This is a genomic window from Clostridium sp. KLE 1755 (assembly GCF_000466465.2).
GTDB lineage: Bacteria > Bacillota > Clostridia > Lachnospirales > Lachnospiraceae > Eisenbergiella > Eisenbergiella porci.
In genome coordinates this window covers 1-12,565 of the sequence record NZ_KE992771.1, presented here as the reverse complement: position 1 = coordinate 12,565, position 12,565 = coordinate 1, and the positions used below count along the sequence as shown (strand labels likewise).

Genomic DNA, 12,565 nt, shown 5'->3' with positions numbered 1-12,565 from the left:
TCAGAAATACCGGATTGTGACCAGAGGGATATTCTATGGAGCGAGGATGCTGTCGGAACAGCTGGACAGAGAATTTACAGATGCAGAGTATGATGATTTGAAAAAGGTCTGCAGTATCTGGATCTGTATGAATGCGCCTGCGCATATAGGAAACGCCATGACAGAATACAGGATCTCCAGAAGAAATATCCTTGGCAGGATACCTGAGAGGAAAGCGAGCTATGATAAGCTTTCGGTGGTCATAATCTGCCTGAATGAAAAGGATGACAAGAATCAAAGGGGTGGGCTGCACGGATTTCTGAATACGCTTCTTTCTCCTTCGATGAGCGTTACGGAGAAAGAAGAAATACTGGCGAGAGATTATGGGATTGTAATGGAACAGGAAATGGGAGAGGAGCTGAGACAGATGTGTAATTTGAGTGAAGCAATTGAAGAAAAAGGCATTGAAAAGGGGATTGAAAAAGGGATTGAAGAGGGAATAGAAAAAGGAATCAATCTGACGAAAAAAGTATTGCGTTACGTCAGAGAGGGCAGGAATAATGAGGAAATCGCAGAGTTGTGTGGTATTACTATAGAACAGGTCCATGAAATTACGGAAGACTAAAACGAAAAGCAACCTGTCATTGGCAGAAGGAAAATGATAGTGGCCAGTGAGAACGGGACAGTCCTGTGATGCGGATAGTTTTGTCCGGTATTTCAGGCATTCTTTAGGCCTGTGTTTGAAACGCTCAAACCGGAAAAGGGATGGAGTACGGACAATAATTATAGATTAGATGCGGAATACAACGAAATGGTGTATGATTAAAGGGGCCGGCTTGCGGATGCCCCTTTTAGGAGGAAGAAAATGAGAAAACCGAATTTGATCTATATTTTAGCGGATGATATGGGGTATGGGGATATTTCCGCACTGAATGAGCACTGTGGCTTTAAAACGCCGAATCTGGATGAAATGGCGGAAAACGGTGTTTGCTTTACAGATGCCCATGCAACCGCCGCCGTCTGTACGCCGTCCCGTTATGGAATTCTTACTGGCCGCTATAATTGGCGCTCCCGGCTGAAATCCAGTGTGATGGGCGGTTATTCGGAGGCTCTGATTGAAAAAGGAAGAAAAACGCTGGCTGATATGCTGAAGGAAAACGGTTACCGGACAGCTATGGTGGGAAAGTGGCATTTGGGGATGAATTTTGCCAAAGAAGAAGGATTTGTGGAAAAACCGGATTTTGGGGTATGTGATCATGTGGATTACCACGGAAAAATAGAAGGCTCCCCAATCTCTAATGGTTTTGAATATTTTTACGGCATTAGCGGATCTTTGGACATGCCGCCATATATCTATATTGAAAATGATCATTTTACAGCGCAGCCGGATCATGTGACAAAAGGAACCGGTAAAGGTTTTTTCAGGGAAGGGCCGACAGCGCCTGGCTTTGTACATGAAAAGGTGCTGGATGAACTGACGGAAAAAGTGCTGGAAAAAATGGAGGAATACAGGGAGGAGCCGTTCTTTCTTTATTTTCCCATGCCCGCACCGCACACTCCTATTCTTCCGGCCAGCCAGTTTTGCGGTAAATCCGGAACCAATGAATACGGAGACTTCGTGCTGCACTGTGATGATGTAGCAGGAAGAATTAACCGTAAACTAAAAGAATTGGGGCTTTATGAAAATACGATTGTCATATATACTTCGGATAATGGCTGTTCTCCCATGGCGGATTATCCGGAGCTGCTGTCTCAGGGGCATAATCCCAGCTATGTCTTCCGGGGAACCAAGGCGGATATCTATGAAGGAGGACACCGGATTCCTCTGATCGTTCAATGGCCGGACAGGGTGCCTGAAGGCAGGCGCTGCTCCAGGATAGTTTGTCTCTGTGATATTATGGCAACCATGGCTGATATCCTGGGAATTTCCTTGGATGCGGAAACGGCTGTTGACAGCGTGAGCAATCTGCCCTTGTGGCTGAATCCGGATGAGGAGGAGGTCCGTGCGGATTTAATTCACCAGAGTATAGACGGTTCCCTTTCTATACGGAAGGGAAAGTTTAAACTTGAAATGTGTCCGGGGTCCGGCGGCTGGTCGGAACCTAAACCGGGGGAGGAGCCGGAGGGCGCGCCTTCCTTCCAGCTGTATGACTTGTCGGAGGATATTGGAGAAAGAAAAAATGTGATTGAAGAATATCCGGAGGTGGTAAAAGAACTGCGCGAAATTCTGAAGGCACATATTTTCCGGGGAAGAAGCACTCCAGGGCCGGCGCAGCATAACGATGGCGCAGCGGTCTGGGAAACGATCCGTTGGGTGGAATAGCAAAGACCGGGGAGAGTAAAAAACAAAATTAGCAAACAGCAGGAATCAATAAACGGCAGGAATTTATAAAAGGCAGGAATCAATAAACGGCAGGAATCTATAAAAGGCAGGAACCGCTAAGAATCCGGCGGCCTGCCTTTTAAAGAACAGCTGTTTTTTCAGCAATTAATTCTGCAGCTTTTTCCTGCAAAGATTAGCTGAGTTCAGGAATGTCCAGCATCCAGCATACACGCATCAAAGTAAGGCGGTTGCGGGCGCTGGGAGAAAATTTAAGAAGCTGGGGGAGATATTCGGAGGGAACTTCGATATCCTCCAGTGTTTTTTTTGCACCGATTTTCTCATAAAGGGCGGACAGTTCTTCAGGAGCAGGGATGGTTGAAATGATTCTGCGGATTTCCGGCCATGCTTTAATGAGCATTTCAGGAGTGACCCCTTCCATGCAGTCCTTTTTGTTTTCCTCCACGATGCTGGGATACAGGGCGGGGCCATAGAAAGGCTCCAGCTGGGAAGCGGGGATCATGGAATAAGGATGTACATAAGGCGTAATATCCTCGATTTCAGCCAGTTTATGGCAGGCACGGGAAATAAGGATGGTGCCCACGCCCACCTTTTCGCCATGGAGAGCATCTGAATGGAACGGAAAAGCGGCAGGCTGCATTTCGATAAGGTGGGAGACATGGTGCTCCGAACCGGAAGCAGGGCGGGAATTTCCCATAAGCTGCATGGCCAGTCCGGAAAGAATCAGGCCATAGGTCAGCTGTTCAAAGGCGTTTTCATCTCCTTCGGCCAGGCCGGTGCAGCAGGAACGGACTGCGTCCACAGCATCCCGGGTCATCCCTTCGATAACCGGGCATAAATATTCGCCCGTAATGGCATGGCCAGCGTTCCAGTCAGCCAGAGCCGTATATTTTCCAAAAATATCTCCGGCGCCGCTGAGGGCAAGATAAAGAGGGGCCTCCTTGATAATATCAATATCAGCCAGGACAAAAACGGGCGCCACGCCGGGCATGGTTTTCTTATAGCCTTTCCAGGTCATAGCGGAAACCGTGGAGCAGAAGCCGTCTACGCTGGCGGCCGTGGGACAGGAAACGAAGGGGATTTTTCTGTCGTTTGCACAATATCTGGTAGTATCGTGGATGGTTCCGCTTCCGATGGCAACCAGATAATCAATATTTTCCTCAAGCTGCTCCATCACCTTTCCCACTGCGATTTCGTTGGCATGGAGATTGGACGGATCGAGAATGATTTCCTGATCAGCGGCCGGATGGATGATGTTTTTGGCATGGTATGTATTTTCGTCATAGATTACAGCCCTTTTTCCGGTAAGGCCGTATTTGTCCGTATAAAGATCCAGCTTTTTCAGGCAGCCGGGTTCAATTATGGCTTCCTTTGTGATCATTTCGTGGCTTCTGCCGCAGGAGCAGGGGCCGTTGAGTTTGGCACTGTCGATTATCATGTGGATTCCTCCTATGGGTTTGATTTATGGTAAAAAATGTAACTATCCGGTTAAAATAGCATGTTTGCCGCGCCAGCCGGCGCTTTTGTCTGGCCGGGGCTTCCGGCGTCCGATTAAGCTATATTATAATATAATCATCTTTTGATGTCCATAGAAAATGAAATAAAATCGTAATTAAAATGAAAGAATCGTAATAAGGACCGGATCTGTTGACGAAATTTATCATGAAACAGAAGGGAAACACAAAGAACGGTTGCGGAATGTGTGGGATAAAGTATATAATTGGGTAAGAACGAAGCCGGACAGGACCCGGGCGTGTTCCGATATTCCAGGGAGTGTTTCGAAAGAAGCGCCTGCCAGATGGGGTAGGGGCATCATGCAGGCCTGAAATCAGCCCAAGGGGCTATGGGTTTTGTAAAAAAAGAAGGAACTGCCGGAGCAGGACGGCAGAGAGGAAGGCATATGAATCAGGAGAAACGTCGGAAATATATTTTAGATCAGCTGAAAATAAAATCATCTATTTCAGTTTCGGAATTAAGCGAGGCTTTTTCCCTTTCGGAGGTTTCTGTGCGTAAGCTTCTTGCGAGCATGGAGCAGGAGGGTGTTCTGAAACGGACCTGGGGCGGAGCGGTCAGCAGGTACGGATCGCTGCGGGAATTTTCCCATCAGGAAAACGAAGTGCGTCACCGGGAGGAGAAAAGAGCGATTGCCATGGCGGCCTATGATTGCATCCAGGACGGGGAAGCTATTTTTCTGGACAGCGGTACGACGGTTTGTGAGCTGGCAAGGTTAATCGTGGAAGGGCCGAAAAGAAATATAATGCCGTGTACCAATAATATTTATGTGGCCATGGAGCTGGCGAAGGCAAGCGATATCCACAGCATTATTATCGGGGGAGAGCTGCGCACGAATATTTATTCCTGCGTGGGTTATCTGGCGGAGCAGGTGCTTGGGAACCTTTTTTTTGACAAGGGTTTTATCAGCGGCAATCATTTTACGGTGGAAAGAGGCTTTTCCACGCCGACGCTGGGAGAGGCTGAGCTGAAAAGAAAGATACTTTCTATCTCCAAGGAAAAAATAATGATGCTGGATTACACGAAATTCGGTGATGATTCCATGGTGCTTATCGCCCGGCCGGAGGATATTGATGTTCTGATTACGGACTGGCATGCACCGGAGGAACTGGTGGAGAGCTTTGGGGATAAGGGGGTCAAAACAGTGGTGGCGCCTCAGCTTTAGGCGGAGGGATAAGGTAAATGCACCGGCCCCGGCAGTTCCCTTATGGCAAAAGGACGAAGGCGCTGGCGCCGATGCATTTATCTCCTGGCTGTGCGGATTGTACAGGGAGAGGATTTTTGACTGGGCTGTGGAGATAGATAAATATTAGTTTTTTTGAGGGCATCTGAGGAGGAAAAGCGAATCAGGTGCTTATTTTATTCCCGCGAGCAACGAGCCAAGTAGCCATGCTTGCATGGATATTTGGCGACTGCCGCGAGGGTCAAAGACCCCGCTGCTCTGAAGAGCAGTGGGGTCTTTGACTGGGGGATTTACTGTGAAAGTCCCGGAGCAATCGGCTTTCATTCATGGTGATGTCTGCGCAGGCAGACATGTCCGTTTGGAAAGTAAGAAATAAGGGTGGCGGGAAGAAGAGGATAAAGTGAAATGACAGGGAAATGTATTATAGAATTAACAGTTAAATCTATAATAAAAATGACAAGTAAATTTGTCATTGACAACTTTATTTGTCAGTGGTATGATAATTTTGACAAGGAAAGTTGTCATTGAAGTTTGGATAAGAGCTCTTAGGCAGGAAGTAAATTAATCATGCTGCTGCGGCCGGAGGCGTTATGGGATGGCCGGGAAAGGAGGGCGGGATGCCGTTATATAATCGATTGAAGGAACATCGGGCAAGGCTGGGTGTGAATCAGGCGGAGCTGGGGAAGCTGGCGGGGGTGTCCAGGCAGACGATCAGCCTTATCGAGAGGGGGGATTATTCTCCGTCGGTGAGCCTGGCGCTGAAGCTGGCGGCTATTTGCGGTACGACTGTGGAGGATATTTTTACATATGAGGATGAATGAAGGTTTGAGGACGAATGAAGGGTTGGCGGAAGGCTAAGTGAAGATTGGGCGGGATTGACAGGCGTGTAATTTTTGGAAAGGTTAACGGATATTTTGAAAGGATGGCAGGTAAAAGCCGGCAGGCAGGAGGTTTTTTATGAGTGAAAAGATGACAGGGAAATCAAAGAGTATGGGGCGTATTATTGGGAAAATAGCGCTTTGGCTTGTGATTGGGGGAGCGTTGGGGTTTTTCGGTGCTTTTCTGATTTTTTCCATAAAGGGAGAGACTGAGAATGTAATGCATTTGTTTTTTAATGGCTATCTGGCATATGCCCTGTGGTATCAGCTTGGATTTTTTATTGTGCTGGGAGGCATTGCTGTGACGCTTTATTTCAGGGCCGGTGCGCAGATTAAGCTGGGGAACTATGAAGCGGAGGATCGGGCAGGGGAATATCAGAATGCGGCGATAACGGCGAATGAACTGAATATGGTGATTCAGTTTCTTCTGTTCGGGCTGGCTGTGGATGGGAAGAATCCCATGATGCTGGCAAACGTCGTATGTTTCCTGGTGTGCTGTACGGTTGTTGTGGTTATGGAGGCGTTTCTGGTGAAGCAGGTGAAGCGGATTCAGCCGCTGAAGCGGGGGGATGTGGGAGACGCCCGTTTTACGCAGAAATGGCTGGAGAGCTGTGATGAAGCGGAGCAGATGGTGATTTATAAGGCGTCCTACAGTTCCTTTATAGTAATGAAAACCTTACTTCCCTTGCTGGAGGCAGCAGCGCTTTTTGGTAAGCTGATGTTTGATACGGGAAATTTCCCGATTGTTCTTATTTGTATTGCCTGGGGTGTGAATACGGGGGTTTACTGCTTTGGCAGCATGAGACTGGAAAAAGGGAATAAGATGTAACGATATTGGTTAGTATGTGCAGTTGTAGCAGGATAAATGAGTGATTATGGCGCCGTATTTGTGAATACGGCGCTGTAGTATTTAATTGACGTAATTCGGGCAATCTTCCTTGTCTCCCGGCCCTGCGTGTGATACACTGAAAGAAAGGCGGGGAAAGCAAAATGTAATTGTTTGCAGTATTTCAGACAGGCCTTTGCATTTACTGAGCAGACCTGCTGAATAGTTACGGGAAAATTACAAATTATATTTGTATGATCTTCTGCAAGGAGACCAGGAGGGAGGCAATATGCTGAAAAATCACGTAGAGCAGGAAAGACCCGGGGAAGAGGAACTGGGCAGGCGTCTGGAGGAGGCCAGAAAGAGGCTGGGGGCGCTGCAAATGCAGATTAAGGAGCACGGCCTGCCGGTGCTGGTGCTGATGGAAGGCTGGGGAACTGCCGGGAAGGGCAGTACTATTGGGAAGATTATCAGGAATATTGATCCCCGTTTTTTCAAGGTGGCAACCATGGCGGCGCCTACGGAGGAGGAACTGAGGAAACCGTTTTTGTACCGGTATTTTGCCAGGATTCCCGAGGCGGGAAAATTCACGTTCCTTGATTCCGGCTGGATGGACGAAATCACAGGGGATGTGCTGCAGGGAAAGCTGGATGACAAGGGCTATGCTTCCAGAATTGACAGCGTAAAACGTTTTGAAAGACAGCTTACGGACAACGGCTATCTTGTTATGAAGTTTTTCTTCCATATTGATGAAAAAGAACAGCGGAAGCGTCTGGACGCGCTGCTGGTAAATAAGGATACGAGCTGGCGGGTGAGCGATTCCGACCGCTGGCAGAATAAGCATTATGATAAATGTCTGAAGGTGTTCGACCGCTATCTTGATGACACCAATGTTTCCACCGCCCCCTGGTATATTGTAGATGCCCATTCCAGGAAGTGGGCGCAGCTGCAGGTGCTGGAGATGCTTTGTCAGGGGATTGACGTGGCGCTGCAGAATAAGAGCCTTGCTGTTCCGCTGCTGCAGAATACCTTCCCGTTGGAAAAAATGCCGAAGCTTGGCGAAATCGCGCTGGATAAAACAATAGAGGAAGCTGAATATCAGGAGGAGCTGGATAAGCTTCAGAAAAGGCTGGGAGAACTGCACAACCGGCTGTACCGTAAGCGGGTTCCTGTGATCATCGCTTATGAGGGCTGGGATGCGGCAGGAAAGGGCGGTAATATCAAACGGATCACCGGGGCGCTGGATCCCAGAGGCTTTGAGGTGCACCCCATCGCCAGCCCGGAGCCGCATGAGAAGGCGCGCCATTATCTCTGGCGTTTCTGGACCAGGCTTCCCAAGACCGGGCATATTGCAGTATTTGACAGAACCTGGTACGGCCGCGTCATGGTGGAGAGAATTGAGGGTTTCTGCAGTACCAACGACTGGCAGCGTGCCTATAACGAAATCAATGAGTTCGAAAAGGAGCTGGTGGACTGGGGCGCGGTGGTCATTAAGTTCTGGGTGCATATTGATAAGGATACCCAGCTGGAGCGGTTTAACGAAAGGCAGAACACACCGGAAAAGCAGTGGAAAATTACGGATGAGGACTGGAGAAACAGGGAAAAATGGGATGCCTATGAATCGGCGGTCAATGAGATGATTCAGAAAACAAGCACCACCTATGCGCCATGGCATATCCTGGAGTCCGTGGATAAGAAATACGCCAGAATTAAAGCGCTGAAAATAGTGATTAGGGAACTGGAAAAGGTTTTGGGAGAGTAGCCGCGAGGTCGGAAACGGCTGCCCGGACTGATAAAAAGGAGCCGCAGCTCAGGGTTATTTCCTGAACTGCGGCTCTTCTGATAATTTTTTGATGGAAGAAGAATATTCGGAGGGCGTCATGCCCGTAATTTTTTTGAACTGCCTGGAAAAATAATGGACGGACGTATAACCCATGGTATCCGCTATCTGTGTAAAATTCAGGCTCTGGTTCCGGATCAGCTGCTTGGCGGCGTCGATTTTCATCCGGGAAAAATAATCGATGATGCCGCAGCCGTTTTTTTCACGGAAGAGCTTCTGCAGCTGGGAACGTCCCACCAGGTTGTCCCTGCAGATCTGTTCAATCGTCAGCTGTGCATAAATATGAAGCTCCAGGTAATTCATTATCCGTTCATAAAGATCCACATCGGATTTCTGCTTCAGTGTGGCAGGACGCTTAAGCTCCGGTTTTATTGCCGTATAATGGCGGATCAGCTGAATTAACAGCTGTTCCAGATGAAGCTGGATCATCTGTGCGCTTCCAAAGGGCGGATTGGCGGACAGCTCCATTTTTTTCAGATAAGGATCATCCAGGACGGAGGAAAACAGCTGCCGGGCCTCTGTAATGATCTGGGCGATGAGGCTGCGCTCCGATTCACCGATTGTAAACACCCGGTCCCTGAAAAAATCCATGGCAGGCGAGGTGCATTCGAAGGAAACCACCACCACGTTAGGCGCCACCTTGCCGTTGGAACGCACCGTATGGAATTCGTTAGGCTTATGAAATATAATTTCGTCCTTTTTCAGGGACAGGGTGCGGCTTCCGGCGACCACATTGACCTCGCCCTTATCCACACACAGGAACTCCCAGAAATTATGGGCTTCCCCGGGAAAGGAAAAATCATTCATATATTCAAAATAATGTACGGTATACAGCCTGTTGATCAGAAGGGAAGGCTGCAGTGTCACATACTCATAAGCGCCGGCATTTGTATTTTCCATGTCTCTTATCCTCTCTTCATCCGGGGCCGGGGAAAAAAGCTGTTCTCTCCAGAAAGTTTATAATACGTATGAACTTATATTAACAAATTCGGGGAAGAAATTCACCTTTTTTTCATACTTTTTTTATTTTGCCCAACTGATTGTATAAATAAGCGGACGGATAGTACAAAGAGATTTGATTTATTTGTGCAATGAGCCTTTGATATTGAAAATAAAAATAAATAAAATGTAAAATAGAAACAAAAAATAAAAATAAATAAATATATTTTTATGGAAAAAGTCTATCTGTTGGCATAATCAGATAAAAAAGCGAAATTATTGTGTAAATAATTATTGTGTAATAATGTTATAATGAAAATACAAAAAGGGAAAATGGCTGCGGATCCGGGACCGGAGAAGCAGCGGAGGTGAAGGCTGGCAGAAAAGCGTTTTCAGGGGTCGGAAGAAAAGCACTGCAGCCGGTAGGATTTGTATGCGGCTACAGCCGCATGCGCGTCACAGCGCGCAGATAGGAGTGGAAATGGATAAACTGGATATGAAGGTAATTCAAGAGAAAATTGCGCCGATGTTCCGGATTGAAGGAACCCTGACCGAAGCGGTTCCTTATGGAAGCGGTCATATTAATGATACGGTCCGTCTGACCTGTACGCTTGATAACGGCAGGACAAAACGGTACATTCTGCAGCGCATGAATCATGAAATTTTTAAAAAGCCCAGGGAGCTGATGGAGAACATCATGAATGTAACCTCCTTCCTCAGAAATAAAATTATCCAGAACGGCGGAGATCCGGATCGGGAAACACTGAACGTAATCCGCACGGTTGACGGAGATAATTACCTGGTGGACGAGGACGGCGATTACTGGAGAACCTACATATTTATTGAAGATGCGACCTGCTTTGATATCGTTGAGAAGCCGGAGGATTTCTATAACAGCGCGCTTTCCTTTGGTAATTTCCAGAGACTGCTGGCGGATTATCCGGCGGCGACCCTGCATGAAACCATCCCGAATTTCCATAATACGGTGAGCCGGTTTGCGGATTTTACCAGGGCGGTTGAAGAGGATGTGATGAAGAGAGCCTCCAGCGTGCAGGAAGAAATCCGTTTCGTGCTGGACAGAGAGCCTGATACCCATGTTATCTGTGATGCGCTGGCTAAGGGCAGGCTTCCGCTGCGTGTTACACATAATGATACGAAGCTGAATAATATCATGATCGACAATAAGACGGGAAAAGGCCTGTGCGTCATTGACCTGGATACGGTAATGCCCGGATCCGCACTTTATGATTATGGTGATTCCATCCGTTTTGGCGCGAGCACCGGAGCGGAGGATGAGAAAAATCTGGATTTAATCAGCTGTGACCTGAAGCTTTTTGAAATCTATACCAAAGGCTATGTGGAAGGCTGCGGCGGCAGCCTGACAGAGCAGGAAATCCGTATGCTTCCCATGGGGGCAAAGCTCATGACGCTTGAATGCGGAATGAGATTCCTGGCGGATTACCTTCAGGGGGATGTTTATTTCAAAATCCACCGTCCCGAGCATAACCTGGACCGCGCCCGCACCCAGTTCAAGCTGGTGGCCGACATGGAGAGCAAGTGGGATAAAATGACGGCAATCGCAGAGAAATATTTATAAGTGTTTACATGGGGAATGATTATCATATGACGGCCGCGCCTTTATTGGCGCGGCTGTTTTGATGGTGCGCCGTCCGGCGCCTGTTCTTAATCCGTGCGGACCATACGCGCGGTTTTCACACGTCTTTCTTCCATTTCCGTTACGATTACCTTCCAGCCGTGAAAGCTGAAGGAGTCTCCCTTTTCCGGTATTTTTGAAAGGCTATTCATAATCCAGCCGTTGACGGAGACCGCCTCCGTTTCCTCATCCACGCCAAGCGTTTCGAACAGCTTATCCGCATTGGCGCTGCCCATGACCAGATATTCCTTCCCGGAAAGCCTGCGGATGGGCTGGATGATTTCGTCATGTTCATCCCATATTTCCCCCACCAGCTCCTCCAGGATATCCTCCAGGGTAACAATGCCTACAGTGCCGCCGAATTCATCGATGACAACGGCGATATGAAGCTTGGAAGCCTGAAGCTCCTTTAACAGCAGGCTGATTTTACGGTGCCTGGTTATGTAAAGCGCCGGGCGGATGATGCTCTCAATGGCTTTGTCCGTTCCATAAACCGAATTGTAAAAATCCTTCTGATACAAAATTCCGGTGATATTGTCAATAGAGCCCTGGTATACAGGAAGGCGGGAAAAACCGGTAGCCGCGAAAACGGAAGCAATTTTTTCCGGGGAAGCATCCGCGCTGATTCCGGTAATATCGATCCTGGGCGTAAGGATGTCAGCCGCCTTCAGCTCGTTAAACTCAATGGCATTGCGCAGCAGCTCCCCCTCCTGGCTGTCGATGCCGCCGCCCTGCTGCGCCTCTTCCACAATCGTTATCAGCTCCTCCTCCGTGATAGTCTGGTTTGAGGCGGTACCAAAAAGCCGGGAGAGCACCTTTTTCCACTGTTTAAACAGAAAATTCAGGGGAGTGAGCAAAAGGGCGAAACCGTTCAGAAGGGGCGCTGAAAACATGGCAAAGTTCTCAGGCGCTTCCTTGGCAATACTCTTGGGAGACACCTCGCCGAAAATCAGGACCACCACAGTAGTGACGGCGGTGGAAACACTGGCGCCAATATCCTCCCCCAGGAACCTGACAAACAGCAGGGTGGAAAGGGAAGCGCTGGCTATATTCACAATATTATTGCCGATAAGAATGGTGGAAAGAAGCCTGTCATAATCCGAGGACAGCTTCAGGACGAGCGCGGCCCTTTTGTTCCCCTTATCGGCCATATTTTTTATGCGGATACGGTTCAGGGAAGAAAAAGCGGTTTCCGTTGCGGAGAAATAAGCAGACATGACAATACATAAAATAATAATTAACAGTGTAATATTCATAATTTAACCTTACAGATAAAATCCTTTCATAATTCAATTCAGTGATGGCTGCCGGTTCCTGTGACAAAAAAGGATCATTCCAGCAATACCATTCTGCGGAACTGAAAACAGGAAGGATTTCCGTCACTGTCGTCTGATTCATCCATAAAATGCATAC

General features: G+C 48.0%; 10 protein-coding genes. 7 read left to right on the top strand and 3 right to left on the bottom strand.

Annotated elements, in window-relative coordinates:
- Together HMPREF1548_RS24755 and HMPREF1548_RS24750 are read left to right on the top strand one after the other, a co-directional pair.
- On the top strand, positions 1 to 604 hold a 604-nt coding region (locus HMPREF1548_RS24755), incomplete at its 5' end, for an RpnC/YadD family protein (RefSeq protein WP_021639486.1).
- Positions 605 to 844: 240 nt separating this feature from the next.
- Positions 845 to 2,302: a sulfatase family protein gene (locus HMPREF1548_RS24750; protein WP_021639484.1), complete on the top strand. Its 1,458-nt coding sequence runs from the start codon at positions 845 to 847 to the stop codon at positions 2,300 to 2,302.
- Positions 2,303 to 2,495: 193 nt separating this feature from the next.
- On the opposite strand, the gene HMPREF1548_RS24745 is transcribed toward HMPREF1548_RS24750, so the two are convergent.
- Complete coding sequence (locus HMPREF1548_RS24745) at positions 2,496 to 3,758, bottom strand: sn-glycerol-1-phosphate dehydrogenase (protein ID WP_021639483.1); 1,263 nt, start codon at positions 3,756 to 3,758, stop codon at positions 2,496 to 2,498.
- 462 nt (positions 3,759 to 4,220) lie between these two features.
- Here HMPREF1548_RS24745 and HMPREF1548_RS24740 point away from each other — a divergent pair, with 462 nt between their 5' ends.
- The 4 genes from HMPREF1548_RS24740 (at position 4,221) to pap (ending at position 8,481) form a co-directional block, all read left to right on the top strand.
- On the top strand, positions 4,221 to 4,997 hold the full coding sequence (locus HMPREF1548_RS24740; protein ID WP_025487604.1) for a DeoR/GlpR family DNA-binding transcription regulator: 777 nt from the start codon (positions 4,221 to 4,223) through the stop codon (positions 4,995 to 4,997).
- Between the two features lie 635 nt (positions 4,998 to 5,632).
- Positions 5,633 to 5,836, top strand: a complete 204-nt coding sequence (locus HMPREF1548_RS24735; protein WP_025487603.1) for a helix-turn-helix transcriptional regulator — start codon at positions 5,633 to 5,635, stop codon at positions 5,834 to 5,836.
- Positions 5,837 to 5,972: 136 nt separating this feature from the next.
- The gene (locus HMPREF1548_RS24730) at positions 5,973 to 6,722 is read left to right on the top strand and encodes a DUF3169 family protein (protein ID WP_021639476.1); all 750 of its coding nucleotides are present in this window, start codon (positions 5,973 to 5,975) and stop codon (positions 6,720 to 6,722) included.
- Positions 6,723 to 7,008: 286 nt separating this feature from the next.
- Positions 7,009 to 8,481, top strand: a complete 1,473-nt coding sequence (gene pap / locus HMPREF1548_RS24725; RefSeq protein ID WP_035323835.1) for a polyphosphate:AMP phosphotransferase — start codon at positions 7,009 to 7,011, stop codon at positions 8,479 to 8,481.
- Positions 8,482 to 8,535: 54 nt separating this feature from the next.
- Here the strand turns inward: pap and HMPREF1548_RS24720 are convergent, their stop codons facing one another.
- The gene (locus HMPREF1548_RS24720; RefSeq protein ID WP_021639474.1) at positions 8,536 to 9,459 is read right to left on the bottom strand and encodes an AraC family transcriptional regulator; all 924 of its coding nucleotides are present in this window, start codon (positions 9,457 to 9,459) and stop codon (positions 8,536 to 8,538) included.
- 520 nt (positions 9,460 to 9,979) lie between these two features.
- Between HMPREF1548_RS24720 and HMPREF1548_RS24715 the strand changes: the two genes are divergently transcribed.
- Positions 9,980 to 11,095, top strand: a complete 1,116-nt coding sequence (locus HMPREF1548_RS24715) for a phosphotransferase enzyme family protein (protein ID WP_035323834.1) — start codon at positions 9,980 to 9,982, stop codon at positions 11,093 to 11,095.
- 86 nt (positions 11,096 to 11,181) lie between these two features.
- Here the strand turns inward: HMPREF1548_RS24715 and HMPREF1548_RS24710 are convergent, their stop codons facing one another.
- Positions 11,182 to 12,408, bottom strand: a complete 1,227-nt coding sequence (locus HMPREF1548_RS24710) for an HlyC/CorC family transporter (protein WP_021639470.1) — start codon at positions 12,406 to 12,408, stop codon at positions 11,182 to 11,184.
- Positions 12,409 to 12,565: the final 157 nt, after the last annotated feature.